This is a genomic window from Saccharopolyspora gloriosae (assembly GCF_014203325.1).
Lineage (GTDB): Bacteria > Actinomycetota > Actinomycetes > Mycobacteriales > Pseudonocardiaceae > Saccharopolyspora_C > Saccharopolyspora_C gloriosae.
This window is the reverse complement of the sequence record NZ_JACHIV010000001.1, coordinates 241,443-265,518: the sequence shown is the minus strand read 5'-3', so window position 1 is coordinate 265,518 and position 24,076 is coordinate 241,443. Positions and strand designations below refer to the sequence as shown.

20 protein-coding genes are annotated in these 24,076 nt (G+C 72.2%); 6 read left to right on the top strand and 14 right to left on the bottom strand.

Annotation, left to right across the window (positions count from 1 at the left end; translation table 11 throughout):
- Positions 1–6: 6 nt before the first annotated feature.
- A complete protein-coding gene (locus BJ969_RS01280) occupies positions 7–471 on the bottom strand; it encodes a DUF3995 domain-containing protein (protein ID WP_184476516.1) in 465 nt (154 codons plus the stop codon).
- 224 nt (positions 472–695) lie between these two features.
- Between BJ969_RS01280 and BJ969_RS01275 the strand changes: the two genes are divergently transcribed.
- Together BJ969_RS01275 and BJ969_RS01270 are read left to right on the top strand one after the other, a co-directional pair.
- On the top strand, positions 696–1,646 hold the full coding sequence (locus tag BJ969_RS01275; protein ID WP_184476514.1) for an RsmB/NOP family class I SAM-dependent RNA methyltransferase: 951 nt from the start codon (positions 696–698) through the stop codon (positions 1,644–1,646).
- Positions 1,647–1,861: 215 nt separating this feature from the next.
- Positions 1,862–4,204, top strand: a complete 2,343-nt coding sequence (locus tag BJ969_RS01270; RefSeq protein ID WP_184476512.1) for a heavy metal translocating P-type ATPase — start codon at positions 1,862–1,864, stop codon at positions 4,202–4,204.
- Positions 4,205–4,408: 204 nt separating this feature from the next.
- Here the strand turns inward: BJ969_RS01270 and BJ969_RS01265 are convergent, their stop codons facing one another.
- Complete coding sequence (locus BJ969_RS01265; protein ID WP_184476510.1) at positions 4,409–4,735, bottom strand: hypothetical protein; 327 nt, start codon at positions 4,733–4,735, stop codon at positions 4,409–4,411.
- On the bottom strand, positions 4,725–5,015 hold the full coding sequence (locus BJ969_RS01260) for an HC3 family zinc finger protein (protein WP_343071168.1): 291 nt from the start codon (positions 5,013–5,015) through the stop codon (positions 4,725–4,727). The genes BJ969_RS01265 and BJ969_RS01260 overlap by 11 nt, the downstream gene beginning before the upstream one ends.
- A 130-nt stretch (positions 5,016–5,145) precedes the next feature.
- On the opposite strand from BJ969_RS01260, the gene BJ969_RS01255 reads away from it, so the two are divergent.
- Together BJ969_RS01255 and BJ969_RS01250 are read left to right on the top strand one after the other, a co-directional pair.
- Positions 5,146–5,994, top strand: coding sequence for a helix-turn-helix domain-containing protein (locus tag BJ969_RS01255; protein WP_184476505.1), 849 nt, complete (start codon positions 5,146–5,148; stop codon positions 5,992–5,994).
- 3 nt (positions 5,995–5,997) lie between these two features.
- The gene (locus BJ969_RS01250; protein ID WP_184476503.1) at positions 5,998–6,201 is read left to right on the top strand and encodes a DUF397 domain-containing protein; all 204 of its coding nucleotides are present in this window, start codon (positions 5,998–6,000) and stop codon (positions 6,199–6,201) included.
- 162 nt (positions 6,202–6,363) lie between these two features.
- Here the strand turns inward: BJ969_RS01250 and BJ969_RS01245 are convergent, their stop codons facing one another.
- On the bottom strand, positions 6,364–8,304 hold the full coding sequence (locus tag BJ969_RS01245) for a cytochrome c oxidase assembly protein (RefSeq protein WP_184476501.1): 1,941 nt from the start codon (positions 8,302–8,304) through the stop codon (positions 6,364–6,366).
- A gap of 269 nt (positions 8,305–8,573) precedes the next feature.
- Between BJ969_RS01245 and BJ969_RS01240 the strand changes: the two genes are divergently transcribed.
- Entirely contained in the window at positions 8,574–9,953 is a 1,380-nt protein-coding gene (locus BJ969_RS01240; protein ID WP_184476499.1) for a PepSY-associated TM helix domain-containing protein, read from the top strand.
- Between the two features lie 2 nt (positions 9,954–9,955).
- Positions 9,956–10,630, top strand: coding sequence for a DUF5134 domain-containing protein (locus BJ969_RS01235; RefSeq protein WP_184476497.1), 675 nt, complete (start codon positions 9,956–9,958; stop codon positions 10,628–10,630).
- 36 nt (positions 10,631–10,666) lie between these two features.
- Here BJ969_RS01235 and BJ969_RS01230 read toward each other — a convergent pair whose 3' ends face one another.
- From BJ969_RS01230 to BJ969_RS01185, 10 genes are all read right to left on the bottom strand, one after another.
- Entirely contained in the window at positions 10,667–11,488 is an 822-nt protein-coding gene (locus BJ969_RS01230) for an oxidoreductase (protein ID WP_184476495.1), read from the bottom strand.
- A gap of 517 nt (positions 11,489–12,005) precedes the next feature.
- Positions 12,006–13,220, bottom strand: coding sequence for a TIGR02679 family protein (locus tag BJ969_RS01225; RefSeq protein WP_184476493.1), 1,215 nt, complete (start codon positions 13,218–13,220; stop codon positions 12,006–12,008).
- The gene (locus tag BJ969_RS01220) at positions 13,210–17,277 is read right to left on the bottom strand and encodes a TIGR02680 family protein (protein ID WP_184476491.1); all 4,068 of its coding nucleotides are present in this window, start codon (positions 17,275–17,277) and stop codon (positions 13,210–13,212) included. The genes BJ969_RS01225 and BJ969_RS01220 overlap by 11 nt, the downstream gene beginning before the upstream one ends.
- Complete coding sequence (locus BJ969_RS01215) at positions 17,274–18,503, bottom strand: TIGR02678 family protein (protein WP_184476489.1); 1,230 nt, start codon at positions 18,501–18,503, stop codon at positions 17,274–17,276. Before BJ969_RS01215 ends, BJ969_RS01220 begins: the two co-directional genes overlap by 4 nt.
- Complete coding sequence (locus BJ969_RS01210; RefSeq protein WP_184484607.1) at positions 18,500–20,008, bottom strand: TIGR02677 family protein; 1,509 nt, start codon at positions 20,006–20,008, stop codon at positions 18,500–18,502. The genes BJ969_RS01215 and BJ969_RS01210 overlap by 4 nt, the downstream gene beginning before the upstream one ends.
- A 411-nt stretch (positions 20,009–20,419) precedes the next feature.
- Positions 20,420–20,590 carry a hypothetical protein gene (locus BJ969_RS01205; protein ID WP_184476487.1) on the bottom strand — a complete coding sequence of 57 codons (171 nt, stop codon included), beginning with the start codon at positions 20,588–20,590 and terminating at the stop codon, positions 20,420–20,422.
- Between the two features lie 442 nt (positions 20,591–21,032).
- Positions 21,033–21,281 (bottom strand): hypothetical protein, encoded by a 249-nt coding sequence (locus BJ969_RS01200; protein ID WP_184476485.1) that lies wholly within the window; start codon positions 21,279–21,281, stop codon positions 21,033–21,035.
- Positions 21,278–21,823 carry a hypothetical protein gene (locus BJ969_RS01195; protein ID WP_184476483.1) on the bottom strand — a complete coding sequence of 182 codons (546 nt, stop codon included), beginning with the start codon at positions 21,821–21,823 and terminating at the stop codon, positions 21,278–21,280. Before BJ969_RS01195 ends, BJ969_RS01200 begins: the two co-directional genes overlap by 4 nt.
- A gap of 775 nt (positions 21,824–22,598) precedes the next feature.
- Positions 22,599–23,234: an ATP/GTP-binding protein gene (locus BJ969_RS01190; protein WP_184476481.1), complete on the bottom strand. Its 636-nt coding sequence runs from the start codon at positions 23,232–23,234 to the stop codon at positions 22,599–22,601.
- On the bottom strand, positions 23,215–24,072 hold the full coding sequence (locus tag BJ969_RS01185; protein ID WP_246456651.1) for a DUF742 domain-containing protein: 858 nt from the start codon (positions 24,070–24,072) through the stop codon (positions 23,215–23,217). Before BJ969_RS01185 ends, BJ969_RS01190 begins: the two co-directional genes overlap by 20 nt.
- Positions 24,073–24,076: the final 4 nt, after the last annotated feature.

Here is a 24,076-nt window from a genome sequence, read left to right as displayed (position 1 = left end):
CGATCCTCACCGGCCGCGGAGGCATCCGAGCCCGGTGAGTCCGAACAGCAACCCACCGGCCAGGAAAACCGGTTCGTAGAGCAACGTCACGAACCGCTCCATCGGGTCCAGGTCCGCCACCGCCAGCCGCCCGGACGCGAGCAGCACCCAGTCGACGACCGACGGCATCGCGTGCACCAGCAGCAGCACCGCGACCCCGCAGATCGCGGTGTTCAGCAACCACCTCGGCACCCGGCTCCCCCACGGCCGGGTCGGCGCCAGCGCCACCAGCGCCGCCAGCGCGCACAGCGGGATCGCCACCACGTCGATGATCAGCAGCGGCAGGTTCGACGCCAGCGACGTGCCCGGCGGCAGCCCCACCTCACCGCCCACCAGCCAGTACACGTGCACGAGCCCGAAGGCCACCGACCACGCCGCCGCACCGCGCGCGGCGACGGCTCCCCACGTCCGCGTCCTCGTTTCCACCGTCATGCGGGAAGAATCGCGGTTCGCGCGGCGCCGCGACCTCCCTCCCGGGAGGGAGCCGGCTCCCGCTCGGGGGTGAACGACTCGCGCGTCGAGACCGTGTCACGGGCGAGGAGTGGCAGGTCAGCGCTGTTCCGGCACCGGTAGGTTGGGCCGAGGGCGCCGCGCGCGAGACCGCCGTGCCAGGCTGCGGGGTGCCGGAGGAGTTCGACCCGACAGGAGCAGTGGCCGTGAGCAGCCAGCGCAAGACCCGCACGTTCGAGAAGCGGATGTCCGAGGTGCTCGGAATCCGCCCGGACGAGGTCGAATCCGTCTTCCGCGGCGCCCGGCCCACCTCGATCCGGGTCAACCGGCTGCTCGACGACGAGCGCTACCGCGAGACCGTCGAGTTCGTGCGGGACAAGGCCCCCGGCCTCATCCCGGTGGACTGGTGCGAGCACGCGTTCCTCTGGCCGGACAACGACGGTTTCGACGACATCCTGCCGCTGGCGCACGAGGGCCGGGTGTACCTGCAGAACGCGGCGAGCCTGATCCCGCCGGTGGCGCTGGACGCGCAGCCCGGTGACGCGGTGCTCGACATCGCCTCCGCGCCGGGCGGCAAGGCCTTCCACATCGCGGCGCGCGTGGGCAACGACTGCGAGTTGTGGCTCAACGACTCGGCGCCGCCGCGCGCCCGCAAGCTCGCCGAGCTCGCCGAGCTCTACGGCGTGCGGTACGCGGAGCTGACCACGCACAACGCGCAGTACATCGACAAGTCGGTGCCCGCGGAGCGCTTCGACCGCATCCTGCTGGACGTGCAGTGCTCCGGCGAGGGCCGGGTGAACCTGCGCAAGTCCGACGCGCTGCGGTACTGGTCGGAGGAGCGGATCGAGAAGTACAAGTTCCTCCAGGCGAAGATGTGCGACGCCGCGTACAAGCTGCTCAAGCCGGGCGGGACGCTGGTCTACTCGACCTGCACGCTCAGCCCGGAGGAGGACGAGTTCCCGGTGAACAAGGTCCTGCAGCGACACTCCGACCTCGCGGTGGAACCGCTGGGGTTCAGCGAGGAGGAGTTCCTGCCGGGGCTGAACTCCTGGCGCGGCGCGAAGTTCGACAAGCGCCTCAAGCACGCGGTGCGGGTGATGCCGTCCGACGTGTTCGAGGGCTTCTTCGTCGCCAAGGTGACCAAGGCCGCCTCCTGATACACCAGGTCCCCCGATCGATCGTGTGATGGCGAACGCCAGTTCGACCCCGTAATCATGGAAGCAGCGCCCGGCCCGTCCTGCCGAGGCTCCGGCGCGCTCGGCCCGCACGTTCCCCACCTCACACCGAGGCGCGGGAACCGCTCCGCGGGCTCGACCGACTGTGTGCACGGGTGACCTGAACGCGGGTCGCCGAATTCGCGAGAGGGTGTCCGATGTCCCCGACGGTTGCCGAAGCTCGCCGCGTCGAGCTGTCCGTGAGCGGTATGACCTGCGCCGCCTGCGCGGTGCGGGTGGAACGCAAGCTCAACAGGCTCGACGGCGTGCGGGCCGGGGTGAACTACGCGACCGGCGTCGCCGACGTGGAGTTCTCCGCCGAGCAGGACGTGGGTCTGCTGGTGCGCACGGTGCGCGGCGCGGGCTACGACGCGGAACCGGTCCGGCCGGAATCGCCACCCGCCGAGGAGGAGCCGGCAGGCGCTCCGACGGACCGGGTGCGCGACCTGTGGCGCCGGATGCTGGTGGCGGTGGGCTTGTTCGTGCCGCTGTGCGACTTGTCGCTGCTGTTCATCGTGCTGCCGCAAGCGCGCTTCCCCGGCTGGCAGTGGCTGCTGATCGCGCTGACGGTGCCCGTCGCGGGCTGGGCCGCGTGGCCGTTCCACCGGGCCGCGCTGCGCGGCGCCCGCCGTGGCGCGTCCTCGATGGACACCCTGGTCTCGTTGGGCATCACGGCGGCGGTGGGCTGGTCGCTGTACGCGATGTTCTTCCAGCCCGACCCGGTCGGTGAATCGGGCTGGTCGCTGCTGCTGAACCCGCAGGGCGCGCTGTACCTGGAGGTCGCGGCGGGCGTCACCGCCTTCGTGCTCGCCGGCCGCTACTTCGAGGCGCGCGCCCAGCGGCAGGCCGGGGACGCCCTGAACGCGCTGGCGGCGCTGCGCGCCAAGTCCGTGACGGTGCTGCACGACGACGGCTCCCGGCACGAGATCCCGGCGGCGGATCTCCGGGCGGGACAACGGTTCCTGGTGCGCCCCGGCGGCACCATCGCCACGGACGGCGTCGTCGAGGAGGGCGGCGGCGCGCTCGATCGCAGCTCGATGACGGGCGAGTCGACCCCGGTCGAAGTGACCGGAGGCGACGCGGTCATCGGCGGCACGGTCGCGCTCAACGGCAGGCTCGTCGTGCGGGCGACCGCGGTCGGGGCGGACACCCGGCTCGGGGCGATGCTGCGGCTGGTTTCCGAGGCGCAGTCCGGCAAAGCGGCCGTGCAGCGGCTGGCCGACCGGATCTCCGCGTACTTCGTCCCCGCCGTGCTGGCGGGTTCCGCGCTGACGCTGCTGGCCTGGTTGCTGCTGACCGGCTCCCCGGACCGCGCGTTCACCGCGGCGCTGGCCGTGCTGGTGATCGCCTGCCCGTGCGCGCTCGGCCTGGCCACGCCGACCGCGCTGATGGTCGCCTCCGGACGCGGCGCCACGCTCGGCATCTTCATCAAGGGCTACCAGGCGCTGGAATCGACCCGCGCGGTCGACACGGTGGTGCTGGACAAGACGGGCACGGTCACCGATGGCCGCATGTCGGTGGTGGACCTGCACGTCGCGGCCGAGGCGGACCGCTCGGCGGTGCTGCGCCGGGCGGGTGCGGTCGAGGAGGCTTCGGAGCACGCGGTGGCCGCAGCCATCGCCGCTCTCGCCGCCGACGACCGGGCCGCGCTCACCGAGCCTTCCGAACCGCGGGCCGCCGAAGACGACCCGCAGACGCCGGAGGACTCGTCCCCCGGCCCCGAGGTCCGCTCGTTCGCCGCCCGACCAGGTCTCGGGGCATCCGGCTCGGTGGAGGGCAGGCAGGTCCTCATCGGTCGTCGCGCGCTGTTCGACGACGAGGGCTGGACGGTCCCGGACGAGTTGGATCGGCTGCGCGAGCAGTGGGAGGCGCAGGGCCGCACGGCGGTGCTCGCCGGCGAGGACGGCCGGGCGCTGGCGGTGTTCGCGCTGGCCGACGCGGTGAAGCCGTCGGCGGCGCGGGCGATCGCCGAGCTGCACCGGCTCGGCCTCCGCACGGTGCTGCTGACCGGCGACAACGCCACCACCGGCCGGGCCGTGGCGGCCGAAGTGGGCATCGAGCGGGTGATCTCCGAGGTGCTGCCGGACGAGAAGGCCGAGGTGGTGCGCACCCTGCGAGCGGAGGGCCGCGCGGTGGCGATGATCGGCGACGGCGTGAACGACGCGCCCGCGCTGGCCACGGCCGATCTCGGCCTGGCGGTGGCGACCGGCACGGACATCGCGATCGACAGCGCCGACTTGATCTTGGTTCGGGACGACCTCACCGTCGCCCCCGACGCGATCCGGCTCGCCCGCGCGACGCTGCGCACGATCCGCGGCAATCTCCTGTGGGCCTTCGGCTACAACCTCGCCGCGCTCCCGCTCGCCGCCCTCGGCCTGCTCAACCCGCTGATCGCCGGAGCCACGATGGCCCTGTCCTCGTTCTTCGTCGTCTCCAACAGCCTCCGCCTCCGCCGCTTCACCGGACTGTCCGCTCAGGACACTGACCTGAACGGTCAATGACCTTGAGCGATCGAGTCCGCCCCGGCTCGACCGCTTCGGATGGGCGCGGCCGGGCAGTGCGCTGGTCGGGGTCGTGATGCGCACCGCCCGGCCCGCCCGGCCCGATGCCGCGAGGGGGAGGGAGGTCGCAGCGCCGGACCGAGGAGGGAAGGCCGCGTAGCCGGTCGGCCTTCCCGAGAGGAGGTCACGTGGAGCGTCGTGGACTCACGCCGCCGCGATGCACGGCAGCGGCTCCGCGAGCGGAGCGCGATCCACCCGCTCCGGGACGAAGATCGCGTGGCGACCGGTGATGGTCACCGGACTCGACGGCGGGTCGGCCGCGGCCACCATCCCCAGCGGCGAACACGCCGGACAGATCCACCGCCCGCCGCACGACACCGGAACCCGCACGCTGCGGTGGACCGGCCCGAGCACGACGTGCCCGCACCCCGCGACGGGTGCGCGAAACCTGCACCAGCCTCGATAACCGACCAGCCGGTGCCAAGCGGACTCGGCGACGCCGCAGACCCAACCGCCGCGTTCACCGTCCATGCGGCCACACCTCCGGCAACGGGAGGACGGCGTTGTGCCGCCGCGCGATCGGCCGCACCCCCTCGGAGCACGCGGGACAGGTCGGCCACAACCAGGCCTCATCGCCTTCGGCGGCGGAGACCTCCGCCCCGCACAAGGCCGTCACCTCCGTGCCGGCGCGAAACCCCAGCCGCGGAGCGGAATCCACGCTCGCATGACGCTCACCCCGCGCCGGAAACCAACGAAACGGATACGGCAACGCACACCTCCTAGCGGAAATCGCCGCGCGAAGGCTGCACACAGTCCAGCAGCGACTTCACGATTGGATCTTCGATGTCCCTGTGAACATATCGTTGGACACAGGGACACTTCCATTCCTCGTTCGGGTGATCAGCAAGGCGGAGGCAAGCGGCGCCCTAAGATCGGCGCACATGGCAACTGGAGCAGCGAACACACCCGCAGCTCGTGCGTTGGGCGCGGAGCTTCGTGATGCGCGAAAACGAGCCGGGCTGAGCCTCCGCGCGCTCGCTGAGCGGCTTGCTGCGGCCAAGACGCAGCTCAGCCGCTGGGAAACGGGCACCAGCGTCCCGGCCTCCGAGCACGTCGCCAGCTTCCTCACCGCGCTGGGCGTCACCGGCGACGAGTACGAACGAATCCTCGAGCAGGCGCGCAACACGGACTCGCGAAGCTGGGTCAGTTCGGGCATTCCCGGAGTGCAGAAGGAACTCGCGTCACTCGTCGAGTTCGAGAGCACCGCTACCCGGATCACCGAGGTCGCTCCCCTGTTGATTCCCGGGCTGCTCCAAACACCGGACTACATGCACGCGTCGATGGCGCAGTTGCCCGACGACCAGATCCGAGCGCGCATCCTGACCCGAATGGAACGACGGACGGTTCTGACCAAGGACGGAGCACCCGAGTTCACCGCACTGATCGGCGAAGCGGCATTGCGCGAGCCGCTCGGAGGCCCGGCAGCGATGGCCGCGCAGTTGAAGCACATCGAGGCGGAAGCGGCCACGCACCCGAACGTCGCCGTTCAAGTCATTCCGTCCGGCTCGCAGTCCTTCCACGCCGCACACGCGGGGCAGTTCATCCTGCTGCACTTCCCGAAAGCAGATCCGATCGTCCAGATCGATCACTACAACAGCTTGGTCTTCCTCAATGGTCCTCGCGACATCTCGGCCCATGCCGACGCCGTTGAACAGTTGCAAGCCATTGCACTGAGCGAGGGTGATTCGCTGAACTTCATTGCAGCGATTCGAACCGAGCTGGGAGGTTGAGCGATGGCACCCGAGATCAGTGGATGGCGTACGAGCACGAGATCGGCACCCCGAGGAGCCTGCGTCGAAGTCGGTGGAGCGCCCGGCATCGCAGCAGTCCGCGACACGAAGGACCGCGACGCCGGAACATTAACCTTCACCCGCACCGCCTGGACCGGCTTCCTCACCCACCTCCGCACCGGCCACCTCGACCACCCGCACACCTGACCGGAGCGAACGGACCGTCTGCCCAATCCCGTTGGACCAACGGTCCGTTCACTCACTCCGCATCGGCGCGACTCGACCCGCGAGCGCGGGCCCGGTTGAAGTGAACGGACCGTTCGCCCAATCCCCTTGGACGAACGGTCCGTTCACTCGGATCGCGATGCTTCAGCGGCGGTCGGCGAGCTTCGCGAGCATCGTGTTGTAGGCGGCGAGTTCCTCGTCGCCGGAGCGGTCGGCGCGGCGGGCGGCGCGCATGTCGTGGCGGTACCACTGGGTGAGCAGCGCGATCAGCACCACGACCAGCGGCGCCTCCCCCGCCGCCCAGGCGATGCCGCCGCCGAGGAACTGGTCGGCGAGCAGGTCCTGGGCCCACGGCAGGTCGAGGGTGCGGTAGAAGTTCTCGGCGATCACGGCGTCCATGCTCATCACGATCACGCCGAAGAACGCGTGGAACGGCATCACCGCGAACACCATGCCGAGCCGGGCCAGGTGCGGCAGCGGTTTCGGCGCCGGATCGACCCCGATGACCGTCCAGTAGTACAGGTAGCCGATGAGGACGAAGTGGACGTTCATCAGCTCGTGCGCCCAGTGCTCGGACATCGCGCTCTCGAACAGCGGGGTGAAGTAGAGCGCGTAGAACGAGCTCACGAACAGCACCGTCGCGATCGCCGGGTGCGCGAGGAACCGCGCCGGCGGGGAGTGCACCGCGGTGAGCAGCACTTCCCTGGCCCCGTAAGGATTTCCCTTCCCGGCGGGCGGCAGGGCGCGCAGCGCCAACGTGATCGGCCCGCCGAGCACCAGCAGCACCGGAGCGAGCATGTTCAGCACCATGTGCACGAGCATGTGCACGCTGAACACGCCGGACGAGTAGACGCCGAGCCCGGACGACGTCGCGACCAGCACCGTGGCGCAGCCGCACAGCCACGCGGCGGTGCGCCCGGCGGGCCACGCGTCGCCACGGCGCCGCAGCCGGCGCACGCCCGCCAGGTACAGCGCCGCGAGCACGACGACCGCGGTCCCCAGGATGAGGTCGAAGCGCCACGTGGTCAGGAATCCGAGCAGGCTCGGCGGGCCGGGCAGGTCGTAGCCGAGGACCACTTCCGAGGTGCTCGCCGTGCGGTCCAGCAGGTTCGGCGGCGGGGTGTGCGCCATGCCCATCGACACCCCGACGGACACCAGCATGATCACCAGTTCGGCGCCGAGCAGCGCCGCCGGCGCCGTCGCTCGCCGCCGCAGCCACGCCCCGGAGCCGCCGAGGACCAGCAGCAGCACGACCTTCGCCAGCACCAACGTCCCGAACACGGTGCGCCCGAGGTCGCCGAGGGGCATCAGCACCAGCGCGTCCACCAGGCCCGAGGCGGCCAGCACCACCCAGCACACCCCGGCCAGCGCGCGATACCGCGCCAGCACCCGCTCCTGGTGCGCGCCTCCCCTGCGCAGGTGCGCGGTGACGGCGACGAGCACGCCGAGCCACAGCGCTGCCGCCACCACGTGCAGCACGATCGCGTTGGTGGCGAAGTCGTGGCCACCGTTGGACGCCGAATGCCCCACCACTGCGGGCGGCAGCAGGCCGAATGCGGCGAGCACGGCCAAGCCGAGCGTCGGGCGCCACCGCAGCGTCATCCGCGCGCTGGTCGCCACGAACACCGCGACGAGCAGCGTGATCAGCCAGGCCTTCGGCTCGTACAAGGCGCCGAGCAGACCGGTGAACGCCTCCGGGGCCAGCACCCGGCTCAGCGGCTGGCCGGTGGCGTCGGCCATCTCGAACGGGACCATCGCCGCAGCGGCCGCGGCCCACACCCACGCGGCCGAACCGCCCGCGCGGACCGCGGCGAAACCGTCCGGGGCGATGCCACCGGACTCGCGCGGCGAGGTGAACAGGGCCGCGAACACCAGCGCTCCCAAGCAGATCGCCGCGGCGCCGTCGGCCACCAACCGCACCAGACCGGTGCCGAAGCGCACCGCGGTTCCGGGGTCGGACAGTCCGAGCGGGGTGTGGGCGCCGTCTCCGACGATCGCGACGACGGCCGCGGTGACCAGCACCGCGATGCTCAGGCCCGCGACCCACGGTCCTGGCTGGGGGCGCTGCGAACTCGGTTCCGGCACTGCTGGTCCTCACACGACTGTCACCGCACCGGCGGCCCGCGCCGGTGGCGGGCCGCTGCCCGCACCCGGACTGGTCGTGCCGGTTCGGCCGGGAGTTCCAGCCGTCCCGTGTGACCTCACCCGCACCGGACGCCGCGCCGCGGCCGAGGGGACGAGCGCGGTTGGGCCATTCGATCCCACATCGTGGAGGGGGATGTCACAGCGGGAACCAGCACCGATGATCAGACGACCAGTGAGACGACCGCAGCGGCGAACCAGCAGGAGTGACGATGGTGACGGATCCAGGACTCGCGGCGCAGTCCTCTCCGCCGGAAGCGTCCGAGCAGGCCACGCCGGAACGGACGCCCTCCACCTGGGCCGTGCTGCGGCCGCTGGTGCTGCGGCTGCACTTCTACGCCGGGGTGTTCATCGCCCCGTTCCTGGTGATCGCCGCGCTGACGGGCCTCGTCTACGTCTTCACGCCGCAGCTGGAGCAGGCCGTCTACGCGCACGAGCTGCACGTCCCGGCGGCGGCGACCACGGCACCGCTGGCCGAGCAGGTCGCCGTCGCGCAGGACGTCCGGCCCGGCGAGCGGTTGCAGGCCGTGCGGCCGGGCGCGACGCCCACCGACACCACGCAAGTGATCTTCGCGGCGCCGGACCTGCCGGAGAGCTACCAGCGCACCGTGTTCATCGACCCGCACACCGCGCAGGTGCGCGGTGACCTGGTCACCTACGGCTCGGGGCAGGCGCTGCCGCTGCGCGCCTGGATCGACAACCTGCACCGCGGGCTGCACCTCGGCGACACCGGGCGGCTCTACAGCGAGCTCGCCGCCAGCTGGCTGTGGGTGGTCGTGCTCGGCGGGGTCGTGCTGTGGATCGGGCGCAGGCGCCGGAACCGGCGAGCCCGCCTGCTGCTGGCTCCGGAGTTCCGCCCGGCCGGTCGCAGGCGGGTGCTGTCGTGGCACGGCGCGGTGGGCCTGTGGGCGGCGCTCGGGCTGCTGTTCCTGTCCGCGACGGGCCTGACCTGGTCGGTGCACGCCGGGGAGAACGTCACGGCGGTGCGCGAGCAGCTGGCCTGGGAGACCCCGGCAGTGACGGCCGAGCTGCCGTCCGCTCCCGCGTCCGACGTCGGCATCGACCGGGTGCACCAGGCGGCGCTCGCGGCGGGCCTGGACGGTCCGGTGGAGATCAAGCCGCCCGAGGCCGGTTCCGCCTACACCGTGCAGCAGCAACAGCGGAGCTGGCCGACGAAGCAGGACCAGGTGGCCGTCGACCCGGCCACCGGCGTCATCACCGAGACCGTCCGGTGGGCGGACTACCCGCTGATGGCGAAGCTGTCCCGGTGGGGCATCGACGCGCACATGGGCCTGCTGTTCGGGTTGGTGAACCAGCTGCTGCTGGCGGCGCTGATGCTCGGGCTGCTGTCGATGATCTTCTGGGGCTACCGGATGTGGTGGCTGCGCAGGCCCACCCGCGGCGAGGCCCGGACCGGCAGGCCACCGGAGCGCGGCGCGTGGCGGCGCGTCCCCGGCCGGATCATGGCGCCGATCATCGTCGGAGCCGCGTTCGTCGCCTACTTCCTGCCCCTGCTGGGGGCGTCGCTGCTGCTGTTCCTCGTCGTCGACATCGTGCTGGGACAGCGTGCCCGGCGGAGCACCGGAGTCTGATCGTGGTCGAATCGCTGCTGCTGAGCTGGGTCCTGACGGTGCTGTTCGCGGTGGCGGCGGCGTGGTGCGCGTACAGCGCCACTCGCCCGGCGCTGCTGCCGAGCGATCGGTTGAGCTCGGTGAGCCACCTGGTGATGAGCCTGCTGATGATCGCGATGGTGTGGCCGTGGGGCATGAGCGTGCCCGCCGCCCCGCAGATCGTGCTGTTCGCGGCGACCACGCTGTGGTTCGTGGCGCTGACGGCGCTGCGCACGCCGTGCGCGCACGGCTACGGCTCGCCCCGGTTGGCGCACACGCACCACGCGGTGATGTCGGCGGCGATGGTGTGGATGGTCGCGACGATGCCGCTGCTGATGCTCGGCGCCTCCGATTCCGGCGGCGGTCACCACCACCACTCGATGGGCACTGGCGGAGGTGCCGGCGTGCTCGCGGCCCCGGCCGCCGCCGACACCACTCCGGGCGCGGTCGTCGCGATCTCCGCGGTGCTCGCGGCGTTCCTGGTGCTGTCCTCGATGGCCTGGATCTCCACCGCGGTGGACACGGCCCGCCACGCCCTCAACGCCGCGGACACCACCGGCACCCCCGCCGACCCGGACGCGACCCGCCGCGCACTCGACTCGGCCTGCCACGGCGCGATGAGCATCGGCATGGGCGCCATGCTCTTCGCGATGCTCTGAGCCGGGCCGGTGCGCGGCGACCTCCGCGCCCCGGCGTCAGGCCGGGAAGGCCGTAGCGGCGGAGGCCGCTTCCCACCGCCGCAGGTCGCCGAGCAGCCGATCCGCGTTGGCGCGGGTGCGGTCGAGCGCGTCCGCCCCGAGCACCAGGTGCATCGGCGGCTCCGGGTCGGCGACGGCGTCGAGGATCACTTCGGCGGCGCGGGCCGGGTCGCCGAACTGCTTGCCGTCCTTGCCCTCCAGAGCCGTGACGGACCCGCTGGTCGCCGCGTAGTCGTCGATGGCGGTGGCGGTGTTGCGCCGCGAGTGCCCGGAGAGGAAGTCGGTGCGGAACTGGCCGGGTTCGACGGCGGTGACCTTGATGCCCAGCGGTGCGACCTCCTGCTCCAGCGCTTCGGACATGCCGCCGAGCGCGGCTTTCGCCGCCGCGTACAACCCCGATCCGGCGCCGGGCGCGAGCGCGGCGATGGAGGAGATGTTGACGATGTGCCCGGAGCGCTGTGCGCGCAGCACCGGCAGCGCCGCCCGTACGACGCCCAGCGCGCCGAAGAAGTTCACGTCGAACACGTGCTCCGCCTCGGCGGGTGAGGTCTCCTCGATGGCGCCGAGCAGGCCGTAGCCCGCGTTGTTCACGACGACGTCGATGCGCCCCGCGAACTCGTGCGCCGCGGCGACGGCAGCGGCGGCGTGCTCGGGGACGCCGACGTCGAGCGCCACGGTGCGCAGCGCACCGTCCGCGGCGGCGAGGTCGCTCTCCCCGCTGCGAGTGGTGCCGACGACGATGTGCCCCCGGCGCAACGCGGCCTCGGCCAACGCCCGGCCGAGACCACGGGAAATCCCGGTGATGAACCAAACCGACATGACGATTCCTCGATCCGAGTAGTCCGATGTGGACGAAAGAGGCGCGGCTGCCGATCCGCCCCCGCAACGATCCGAGCAGCACGACCACCCGCGAACAGCGACGGAGCCGACACGACCCGCAGCAACCGGACCGAACCGGGCAACCCGACGCACTCCCGAAGGTAGAACCCCGGCTCCCCACCAGGGAGGACCCGCCACACCCCGGAACAACACCACCCCGCGAACCAAGCCCGAGCACGCACACCCAACAACGAAGCCACGCACCAAGCAGCCGAACCCACACACACCTGCACGCGCCTGGGGCTGCGAAGCAAGCCTGCTTTGCGGCCGAAGGCCGTGCCTGTATGTGCGAAGCACATAGCCCACGTCGAGAAGTCCTCACCCGCGGGTTCTCAGGCGGTCTGTCGCGAGGACAGCTTTTTCCCTCGTGGCGGAGCCACTTGGGAAAAAGATCCCGCAGCGACAGACCGCCTGAGGTTCCGCCACCCGACCACCCAAGCAAAACGAGCCGACAACCTCAACAGCGCCAAGCTGCTTCGTCTAGTAGTTCGTCGGCCAGGCGTTCTTGCGGGACCGCGATCCGGTTCTCCCGCAACGCCGCGCCCAGCGCCGCGTCCCACGGCGCCTCGGTGACGCGTCCGACTCCGGGCCCGGAGGGGTACCGGTCCAGCGCGGCCAGGTAGTCGTGCGCGCTCATCCGCCACGGCACCGCCCCCGCTTTCGCCAGCACGTAAGCCGCGATGCGCACGCCTTCGCCGTCGAAATCGCCGTGGTAGCGCAACGTCGCGCCCGCGGCGGACAGCAGCCGCAGCAGCAGGATTCCGGCGCTGTTCGGCCATCCCGAGGTGCACACCATCGGCGGGCAGGTGCGGCCGTACCGGCGCAGCGCGAGCGACAGCACGTTCGGGTTCTCCACCACCCACACCTCGGGCACGCCGAGCACGATCCGCCCCGCGTCCCGCAGCTGGGCCAGGGTCAGGACCGCGGCGTGCCCGGAATCGGTGCAGGAGCGCATGATCTCGCCGCACAGCCGCCCGCCGACGGGCTGCACCCCGGCGGTGAGCACCACAGTGGACAGTGCGTGCTCACCGATCCCGGCTCGCCGCCACAGGTCGCGGCGCTGCTCGGCGCTGGCGGGCAGCGCGACGCCGTAGACCTCGGCCAGCGCGCGCAGCACCAGCCCGGACACCCGCCTGCCGGGGTCCAGGGCGCGCGGGTCGCCCAGCACGTCCCCGGCGAACGCGGGCAGCGGTGTCCCCGCCGCGGGCAAGCGGGACAGCACGTGCAGCGCCGCGTCGAGCAGTTCTCCGGTGGCGGCGGGCGATCCGCCGAACACCCCGCCCCGGCGCACCTGCTCGGCCCAGTCCCGCAGCGCGGGCTGCGCGGCCACGACCGGGTGCTCGGCGAGCCATTCCCACAGCGCCGCGCGCTGCTGCTGGAGTCGTTGCCGTTGCCGCGCCCGGTTCTCCAGCGGCCCGATCAGTTCTTCGACGATGCCGCGGGCGTCCATCCCGCAGATCTGCCCGAGCGCCACGTCCAGGCGCGGCAGCGACACCGCGACGTGGTCCGGCGGCAGCCGGTCCAGGCCCAGCAGGCTCGCCAGCGCTTCCCGCTGGGCGCGGTCCAGCGGCCCGACCCGCACCCGGTTCACCGGGCGGCCGGAGCTGAGCCGGTCGTGCACCGCCTCCCACAGCGGTGCGAACTCGGCTCGGCGCAGACCGTCAGGAAGCACCGCGTTGCTCCGCGAGCGCCCGGCCGTCCCAGACGAAGCGGGCGGTGGTGACCGCGTCGTCACCGTCGCCGGTGATGAGCTGGTGGATCGCGATGCCGTCGAGTTCCCGGTAGGTGCACCACTCGTGGTCGCTGGTCAGCACCAGATCCAGGTCGAGCGCGGTGAGCAGGTCGAACACCTGCCCGCGGTTGGTCGCGTCCACCCCCACGAACACCTCGTCGAGCAGGATGAACCGGGGCGCGGCAGGCACCGCCTGGTAGTGCGCGGCGACGGCGGCGAACAGCGGCAGGTGCAGCGCGATGGCCTTCTCCCCGCCGGAGAGCGCGCCGTGCAGCCGCTTCGTCAGCAGCTGCCAGCCCTCCCCGTTCGCCCGGTCGATCTTCACGCCGAACCGGTGCCAGGCGGTGTAGTCGAAGACCTGCGCGAGCTGGCCTTCCCAGCTGGCTGCGGCGTTGTCCTGCTTGGCTTCGGCGATGCGGTCCCGGAAGAAGTCGTGCAGCGCGTCCTTGTCCGCGTCGGTGAGCCGGGCCGGGTCGGTGAGCAGCAGTTCCCGCGCGTTCTGGGTGCCCGCGGGCAGGTTCGGGTCGACCTCCCACACCAGCTGCACGGCGACCTTCGAGGCGGTGCGCACCCGCTTGAGCCGGGTGTTCATGGTGTCGACGAGTTCCCCGGCTTGGCGGATGCGGGCGGCGAGGTGCCTGCGGGTGTCGCCGGTGAGGGTCTGGTCGAACAGGTCGTGTTCGGCGCCGGTGATGTCGTCGCGGGCCCGGTCCCGTTCGGCGCGCAGCGCGTCTCGCAGCCCGGTCGCGCCGAGCCGGACGCCGTCGAGGGTCGCGGCGAAGACCTGCACGTCGTCGTCGGGTTCCAGTTCCAGGTCGGCGCGTTCGGCGAGGACCTGACGGCTGTCGTAGACGGCCTCGTTGAGCCTGCCGAGCGCGTCGGCGAGGTTCTTGGTGCCGTGCGGCGTCTTCGCCCAGGTGTCGGCGATCTCGCTGGCCGCCGCCAGGGCGGCGGTGCGGCCGTCCGTTGTGGACAGTTCCAGGTCGATGCCCGCGTCGTCGGCGAAACCGGCGGTGGCCCGGCTCCGGAGTCGTTCGGCGGCGGCGTCGCGGGCGGCGAGCGCGGCGTCCCGGCGGTCGGCGACGGCGGCGCTGCGGGTGCTGAGCGAGCCGATGCGCCCGGCGATCTCGACGAGCCGCTCGGACACCTGCTCGTGCTGCCTGTGGAGCTCCAGCAGGTGCGCGCGCAGCAGGGCCACCTCGTCGAGGGCCTGCTGGTGGCCGGTGTCGAGCGCGCCGCGCACCGCGTCGGCGCGTTCGGTGAGCCGCAGCGCGGTGAGTTCGGCCTCGGCGGCTTCGGACCGGCGTTGCGCCGCGCCGTCCTCGGCCCGTTTCGCCACGTCAGCTGCGGTGTCGGCGGCCCGGCGATCGTTGTCGGCTTCGAAGCGGGCGTCGAGCCACGCCGCGGCGGAGTCGGTGAACCCCTCCACGCGGGTGTCCAGTTCCTCCAGCGCGGGCCGGTCGGCGGGCAGTCCGCGTTCGGCGGCGAGACCCGCGAGCCGGTTCCCGCTCAGCCGCGCGGTTTCCGCCGTCTCGGAGACCCGCGCGACCCTGCTGCTCACGGCGTCGTCGCGGGCGGCTACCTCGGCTTCGGCGACGTCCGCGGCCCGCCGGGTCTCCTGCACCGCCGCGTCGTCGGGCACGGCGTTCCACTCGGCGTGCAGGGCGTCCCGGCGCCGGGTGAGGGCGTCGACGCCGGTGTCGAGCTCGGCGAGTTCGCCGTCGAGCTCGCCGATGGACCGGTCGAGCTCCGCGATGCGGCGGCGCCGGGCGCGATCCCGCGCGGCGGCGCCGAGGTGGGCGGCTTCGGCCTTGTCCGCGCTGCCCGCGAGACCGGCGATCCGCCACCGGCCGTCCGGCGCGACGGCCACGACCGGGTCCGCTTCCGGCCCGCGATGCCTGCCGCCGGCGTCGGGCCCGGTATCGAACCGCTCCGCGCCGTAGCCGATCCCGTGCAGCACCGACCAGATCCGGTCGCGGTCCACCGGTCCGGCGGATTCGGGCCGCAGCACCTCCACGAGCGACGTCCCGTCCACCGGGTGCAGCCGCGCGGGGTCGAGGAACGTGTCGTGCCCGTCCACGTCGAGCACGCCCTCCGGGCTCACCCAAGCGTCGAGCAGCCCGGCTGCCTCCAACGCGGCCTCCACCTTCGCCTGCACGCCGGGCGCGACGCCGTTGCGGAACGCCACGAGCCGCCACAGCGGCGCACCGGGCCGCCCGGTCCGGTCGGCGGTGCGCGCCGCGGGCTCGGGGCGCGGCAGGTCGGAGTGCTCCCGCAGCTTCTCGCGCTGCGCCGTGAGTTCAGCGTGCCGGTCCCGGCGTTCCTGGCGCCGCGCGACCTCGGCGGCGTGCCGCTGCGCAAGCCCGTCGGCGGCGGCGAGGTGGCCGGGGCGGAGTTGGTCGAGCAGCGCGGCGCGGGAGTCGGCGTGCGCGGCGACCTCGTCGACGTCGGGGACGGGGAGCTCCGCCAGCCGCGCCGCCCACGCCCGGACCAGCTCGTCCTGGTGCCGCACGGCGGTGTCGTGCGCTTCGGCGGCGGCGGTGCGCCGGTCGGTGGCGGCGGCGAGGTCGGCCCTTGCCTGCTCCAGTTCGTGCTCCGCGCCGGTGCGGGCGGCGAGCGCCGCGTCGTGCCGGTCGAGTTCGGCGCGGACCTCGGCGATCAGGTCGTGCCTGCTGCGCACGGCGGCGCGCAGCAGCCGCCGGGTGCGCTGCCGGTCCTCGGTGCCCGCGACCTCCTGGAACGCCCCGGCCAGGCCGACCCGCTCGGCGTGCCGGCGGGCGTCGTGCTCGGCGCGCTGCGCCGCCGCGGACGCCGAGGTGGCGCGCTGCTCGGCCTGCTCGGCGCGCTCCGCGTCCCGCGCGGCCTGCTCGGCGCGCCGCTCGGCCTGCTCGCGCAGTCCCGCCGCGAACCGGCCCGCGGTCGTCGCGTCGGTGTGCAGCCGATCCGTTTCCCCGCCCTGCCGGTACCGCTCGCCGTCGGCCAGCCCGTCGATGCGGGCCTGGGTGCGTTCGACGTCCTGCGCGAGCCCGGCTTTCCCCGCCTCGGCCGCCTCCCGCTCGGCCACGGCCTGTTCGTGCAGGTCCGCGCTGTCCTTCGCCGCGGCGGAGAGCCGTTCCAGTTCGGCGGTCGCGGACAGGACCTCGGCCGCCGTCGCGCGCAGCACCCGCTGCGCGTAGGTGCGCTGCCGGTCGGCGACGGCCTCCGCGGCCCGCACCTCCGCGTCCAGCCTGGTGAGGTGTTCGCGCTGCTGGTCGAGCCGTTCGAAGCCTTCGGCGAGTTCGGCGATCTCGGTGCGGCCCAGCGGCGGCAACGCCCGCGACAGCAAGGTGGACAGCAGGTTCGGGTCGAGCCGTTCGGAGAGCTTCGGCGTGCGCAGCTGCAACAACGCGGTGATCAGCGCTTCGAAGCGCTGCTCGCTGAGGTCCGGGAACAACGCGGCGCGCACGGCTTCGCGGTGGTCCGCGGCCGTCGGGTGCACCGTGCCGTCGGCGCCCAGCGCCTCGGTGAGCGCCGTCTTCGTCAGCGGCTGCCCGCTGTCGTTGACCAGCGCGACGCCGCCGTCGACGCCGATCCGGCGGCGGGTGGTGAAGTAGTCGGCGTGCACCGTCGTGGTGTGCCTGCTGGCCTGCAACCGGGCCCCGCAGCTGAACCACTCGTCGGCCCCCGCCTGGAATTCCAGCCACACGTAGCCGACGCGGGTCACGCCGTTCGCGCCCTCGCCCATCAGGTTCCAGTGCATGGTGCGTTCGGCGCTGCCGAAGGTGGACAGGCGGTTCGCGCGCAGGTTCGCGTCGAACAGGAACGGCAGCAGCAGTTCGAGGGCCTTGGACTTGCCGGTGCCGTTCGGCCCGCGCAGCAGCAACCGTCCTCTGTGGAACTCGAAGACCTCGTCGTAGTAGCGCCAGACGTTGAGGATGCCCGCCCGCGACGGCCGCCACCGGGAGGTCGCGCGCGCCCCGTCGGACGACGCGGGCGCGGCGGGTTCGGAGACCGTCACGACGGGTTTCCTCCAGCGGAGTCGGGAAAACCGGACACGACCGCGTAGCGGGCGGCGGCGGGCAGCGCGACGATCCGCTCCCCGTCCCGCCGGGCCAGGCCGAAATCGACGAGCACGGCGACGGCGTCGTTGACCAGCCGCGACGGCCCGTCCGAGTAGCGGTAGGTGCGCGCGGCGCCGGGCGAGCGGTCCAGCACCGATTCGGCGTCCCCGCGCAGCTGTTCGGCGGTGCGCCCGGAGCGCGAGGTCCCCAGCGCGTCCAGCAGGTGCAGCGCCGCCACCTTCGCGTTGTTCGCGTCGTCCGGGAACTTCGCGTCCGTGGCCATCGCTTCCGGGTCGACCAGCAGCACGCCCTCGGCGCGCTCCTCCAGCACGAATCCGCCCTGCTCCGCGGCTTTCCGCATGATCTGGCGGCCCGCCTGCGAGGTCGCGTAGGCGCGCTGGGCCTCGGTCAGATCCGCCCAATACACCACCGGATCGTCGAACAGCTTGCGCAGCACCGAATGCCGCAGCCACAGGTTGCATTGCACCTCGGTGGCGCCCTGCTCGGCGTTGCCGTAGCGGGATTCGGCGACCAGCGCGCTGATCGCCTCGTCCGGGTCCGCGCCCTGGTCCCGCTCGGCCGGCTGCGACGGCCCGTTCGGCGCGGACAGCAACCGCATCAGCAGCGTGGCATCGACCCGGTAGAGCACCTTCGCCTCGGCTGAGTCCACGAAGCTCTCCGTGCTGCCGTCGATCGATTCGAGCACCCCGAAGGACTCCAACGCGCGCAGCACGTCCACAAAGGCCATCCGCTCCGAGCGCATCGCCGCGTCGAACGCGGTCAGCACCGGGTCGGCCGCGGTGGCCTGCACGATCCGGTCCGCCAGCAGCCCGATCGTCGTCGCGGGCCCGCCCAGCAGTTCCGCCGCAGCCACGCAGAACAGCGTGTAGCGGCGCCGGTCGAACGGTGCCCTGCTGCTGCGGTCGCGCCGGGCGGGGCGGGACGCATCGGGATCGGAACGCACCTTCGCCAGCCGCGCGTAGCCGAGCCGCGGCTCCACGGCCAGCGCCCAGCCGCAGTGGTAGTCGAACCAGTCGGTGAGCGTGTCCTTGCGGCGGCGCACCAGGTCGAAGCCGTCCGGATCGGTGTCCGCCCTGATCAGCGGGTGCGCCAGCAGCAGCTTGATGCCGCGCGCGAGGTCGGTGCGTTCCGCGATGACCAGCTGGTTCGCCAGGTTGCTCATCCCGCCGCCTCCGCGTCCGGGGAGTCGGTGAGCAGCCGCACGTCCACCAGGTAGTCCGCGCCGCGCAGCGTCCCCCGCGACGTGCGCAGCCGCGCGGACCGCGCGTCGCCGGGGTCGCGCAGCACGATCTCCACCTGCCCGTCGCCCGTGCAGGCCCGGCGCAGCCCGGTGCTGTCCTCGCGGGTGGCCAGCGCTCGCCCCAGCAGGTCCAGCAGCCGGTCGAACACCCCCGGTTCCAGCTCGCCGAACGAGGACAACCGGACCTCGCCGCCGGTGGCGAGGCGCCGCCAGGCCGCTTCCAGCTCCGCGCGTTCCTGCCTGGCCCGGCTCGCGCGCAGCGCGGCGACCGCCGAGGTGTCCCGCACCTTCCCGGTGCGGGCGAACTTCTCGGTGCGGCCGTTGCTGCGCAGCAGGGCCGACACCCGCACCCGCGGCGCCTGCGCCCACGGCGTGGACGGCGCGACGAGTTCCGGGTCCTCGTGCGCGAGGTGGGCGTGGCGCGCGGAACCGAGCCCGAACGCCGCCGACCACAACCGGTGCAGGTCCTCGTCCCGGTCGGCGGTGGCGAACCACCGCGCGAGCTCCCGGAAGTCGGCGGCGGCACCGGAGGAGTGGCGGCGCGCCTCGGTGATCCGGTCCAGCACCTGCAGCAGCGCCACGATCGCCCGCCGGGCCACGGCGTGCAGCTGGTCGATGCGCGGCGTGCTGCCGTCGGCGGGGCGGAACCACGAGCGCAGGCCGTCCCAACGCGACCGCCGGTGCCGCAGCCACTCCTGCGTCGCGTGCTCGCCCGCGGTGGGCGGCAGGTCGGCGCCGCTCAGCGCGCGGCGGTGCAGCTCGTCGATGCCGTGCTCCTCGACCCTGCCCAACGCGGCGACGACCGCGTGGGTCCGCTGGTCCAGGTTCGTCACGAACTCCTGCAGGTAGGCCACGGTCGCGGCCTTCACCTCGTGGAAGGTGTCCAGGTCGGCGCCGTCGGCGCGCAGCAGGCGTTGCAGTTCCCCGTTGAAGCCGGTGGCGCCGGTGCGCAGGGCCTCCAGGCGCCCTTCCACTTCCTGCACCGCGCTGAACAGCCGCCGGTCCGCCGTGGCGGGGTCGTCGAGCAGCCCGGCGAGCTCGGTGAGCCGGTCGGCGAGCGCGTCGAGCACCGCGGTCTGCAACGCCCCCGCCTCGTTGAGCACCGCGAGCGCGTGGCGCACTCCCGCGCAGGCGGCCTCACCCGCCTTCGTCAGCGAGTAGTGCAGGTTCCGCCGCTCGTACTCGGTGGCGGTGCGGTAGTTCTCCGCGTGGTTCTGGACGACGTCGAGCAGTCCCCATTCGGCGAGCTTCTTCAGCCGTTCCGCCAGGTCTTCGTCGGTGAGCGCGTCGAACCAGTCCGCGGCGCGCAACCGGCTCCGGACGTCGTCGATGCCGAGCGCCGTGCACAGGTCTTCGTTGGCCTCGCCGAACGCGTGGAGGATCGCGGAGTGCGCCTCGGCCTGAGCGCCGACCGCGAAGCGGAACATGTCCGGCGGGACCCGCTGCGTCGCCACCCACGGCCTCCTCCCCGTCCGGGAACCACCATCCCACGGTAGAGGACCAACGCTGTCAGGCGAACGGGTATCCGACGGCTACACGCAGTTCGTCCCGCCGAACGAGAACGGACTCGACGGAAAATCCGAGTGACCCCGCCCCACCACCGGGGGACGCAGGGAGCCCGCAAAGGCATCAGCACGACATGCCCTTCCGACCACCGTCTTGTCAGCGGCGAAGCCGCTGAGCAGTGACCACCAGAGCAAGCCGACCACCGGCGGGTTCTCAGTCGTCTTCTCGCGAGGACAGCTTTTTCCCTCGTGGCGGAGCCACTCGGGAAAAAGATCCCGCAGCGAGAAGACGACTGAGGTTCCGCTGAGCGACCCACTACGCAGGAGGTCCCATCAGAGAACATGCGAGGCGCCGAGGCCGAGGCCTCGGCATGTCCAGCAGTCCTCTTCGACGGGTGGTGGCGCGGCCGGGTCGGCTTGGACGATCCCGGTGCCCGCGCAATCCGCGCACCAGGACCATTCCGCGGGCAGTTCCGCGGCGGGCGCGTGCAGCAGCACTTTCACCGCGCACCTCCTGTTCTGCCGGGCCCGCTTGCTCGACCCGCGCGTGGGGAACGAACGCCTCCCGGTCAGGTCTACGCACGGCGCTTTGCCGACCGGGGTCGTCCGCGTAACGTTCGCCGAAATTCCCGCGTCGCCGCACCAGCGGGAAGGCCGGTTCCGACCGGACGCCACCGCGTTCGCCGCGGGGCGCTCGGGCCGGGCGGCTCCGCGCCGACCGGCCCGTGGAACGCACCGCCAGCCCCCGCCGCACCGCATCGGCGAGTCCTGGAACGAATCGCGCTGTCCGCCACCGCCCCCGCCGGCTCGACGCTCGGAACCGCGGCCGGGCAGGGGCGGGGCCGGATGAATGAGCTTCGAAACCGACTCCCCGAATCCGGGGGCGAATTGGCGTTCGGCGAATTCGACGCGGACGCCGGAATGCGGATTCCTGCGGGTGGCGCACTCAGCGCACGCCACGTCCCGCATTCGCTCTGATCCATTTGCGGGCCTGCACCCGAACGTCCTGGTCGTCGATCCAGTCGATGCCGACCGGCAGGCAGTCGACCAGGTTGTCGTCGCTGTGCGAACCGCGCGCGTCACCGCGGTGCACGGTGATCATTCCGGAACCGCGCCCCCAGCGGAACGTGTACGCCTCCCGCGAGGAGACCCGTTCGAAGTGCCAGGCCATCGGCAGGTGCTTCTTGCCGTTCATCGCGCACCTCCCGGGAAGCGGGAGCCGCGCGGCGTCGGCGAATTCGGGACGCAGCCGCCGGCGCGGGGCCGCGGAATGCGGGACAGCACGTCGGGCGGCGCCGAATCGTGCGACGACGCGGACGGTTCCGCCGCTTCCGGCGGCGGGTCAGGCTCGGATTCCGGATGCCGCCGAGCCCGGTGGGCGTGCGGCGGAATGCCGAAGTGCACCGGAAAACCGGCCGCCATCGGGGATCCTCGAGCCCCGTGCGCGGGCAGTGCCAGCAAGGCCAGCACCACCTCGTCCACCGGCCCGTCGCGGCGCCACAGCGCCGGCGGATCGGGGAGTTCCAGGTCCGAGACCCGATATCGAGCCGCGACCGCGTCGTCGGCCGCATAGGTGAGGTACGTGTCCATCACCCCGTTCTCCACGCGGAATCCTTGCAGCACGAACTCGTCTTCCTGCCCGGTGGGCAGGTGCCGGAAGCGAAACCCCGCACGGACGCTGGCTCGAATCGCCGCCAAGTGCGAATGAAAGAGCGCGTCGAAGTCCACAGTGGCCACCTTTCGCCGAATCTCCTTGCATGAAGCGGAAAGCCATCTGGCACAACGCGGCACACCCCCCGAAGAAGATCTTGGGCGGACAGCCGATCCTGCTGGTTCAGATGATCTTAAGAAGTGGAAGTAACGACCACGGGCCGCTATTAAAGAATGCTAGCCGCCCGATAACGATCCGCGCACTCTTTCAATTGGGTGAATATCCGAGCGCGAAACCACCGCCGAGTTCCGCTCTTTCGTCCACAACGGACGGTATTCCACAAGTGCGTTAACCAGCCCCAATCCGGAACGGATCGCTTGAAAAGCCCGGCTGTGGCAGCGAAAACGCGATCACGGCGTTCGGCGGCACCGTCCCGCGCGCACCGCCCGCCGGGACCGTCCGGATCGATCCTCGACGCGTCCGGATCGAAGATCCACTAGCCATGGTGGACAGTCCCACCGGCGACGCTCGCGTCTCCACCTCGGCGAGGGGCGGAAATCCCCGCGCCGCCACGGCATTCCGTCCCGCGCGGACGAGACCGCCGAGGCACCGGACGCGGCTGCGACGAGCGCCGGAAAACACCCGTGGTGCCGCCTGGTCCCTCCCGTGCGGCCCCAGAACCCACGGCGCCCCGCTGCACTGCCGGAACGCCCCGCGCAACGGCGAGCGCGCCGCTGAGCGGGAAAACCGCTCCAACGGCGCGCTCGCCAGGAAAATCTTCAGTTGTGCCACGACCACCGGTGGACCCGTCCACCGGGAATCCCGGCCGACGGCGGGAAAACCGATCGGCCGGGGGCGGGCTCACCTCGGCGGCTGCTGGCCGCCCTGCTGCTGCCAGTGCCGCATCGCGTGCTGCACCAAGGCGATCAGCGCCTGCTTCGTGGACTGCTGGTCCCGGGCGTCGCACGGCCCGATCGGCACGTGCGGCCCGATCGCCATGGCCTCCCGGATCTCCTCCATGCGGTGCTGCAGGTCGCCGTTGAAAGCGTTCACCGCGATCAGGTACGGCAAACCGCGATCCTCGAAGAAGTCCACAGCGGAGAACGAATCCGCCAGCCTGCGGGTGTCGACCAGCACGACCGCGCCGATCGCGCCCTTGACAAGGTCATCCCACATGAACCAGAAGCGCTGCTGCCCGGGGGTGCCGAACAGGTACAGGATCAGATCCGAATCCAGCGAGATGCGGCCGAAGTCCATCGCGACCGTCGTACTTCTCTTGTCCGGTGTGGCCGCGAGGTCGTCCACGCCCGCGCTGGCCTCCGTCATCACCGCCTCGGTGGTCAGCGGGACGATCTCGGAAACGGAACCGACGAACGTCGTCTTCCCGACACCGAAGCCGCCCGCGACGACGATCTTCGCCGAGGTGGTGGCACCGCGCTGGGGGGCAACCGGCCCCCGAGCGCCTCCTTGGGGAGCTCTAAAGCCGACGGAGTCCACTCAATACCCTTTCCATCAACAACAGGTGTGGTGCGCTACCGCTTTCGGTGACCGTCTGGTGCACGGTCACCATCCCCAGTTCCGCCATGTCGGCCAGCAACACCCTAGCCACCCCGATCGGAACGGAAAGCAGCGCTCCGACTTCGGCTACCGACCTGGGATGCCGGCACAGTTCGGCGATCGACTCGTGTTCCATCCGCCCCGTCGAGCCAGGCCGGAAGGCCTCGCTCGTGGACACGAGCGTCTCCATCTGCAGCTCGTAGTTCGACCTGGTCCGACCGCCGGTCCAGGTGTACGAGCGAATGGCCGCGGGGGCGTCCGCCGACGGTTCCGGTTCCGGGACCGGAGCGTCGAACGCCCCCCTGGACTGTCCGCTCACCGGATTCCCTCCCCCCCGATCGGGCCTTCCCGGGGCCGGCCGATCGGGCCTTCCCTGGGCCGGTGCCCCGACGTTCCACGAGGCCGAACTTCCGGCCCGCGAATCGAAATCCGCACGCTCCCCCCAGCCCTCGTCCGGGTCCCGGTACGACGGCGCCTGCGTCTCCCACTCCAGATCCGGTGCATCGAACGGATCCCGCCCGTCGAACACGTCCGCGGGCGGGCGAGCCGTCGGACGCCGAGCCTGCGGAGGGGCCGGCGGGGGCTGCGACGCGCCCGCGTCCCCCTGCTGACCCGCGTCCTGCTCGGCGGCCGGTTCGTCCACCGGATCCCCCTTCTTGCGGCGGCCGCGCCTTCCCCGGCCGCTGTCGAAGGTGAAACCGTTCATCACGTCGGCGAAGCTGCTCGCGTCCGGCTCGTCCCGTCTTCGGTCCTGCTCGCCGAACCCCGATTCGCTCATCGCG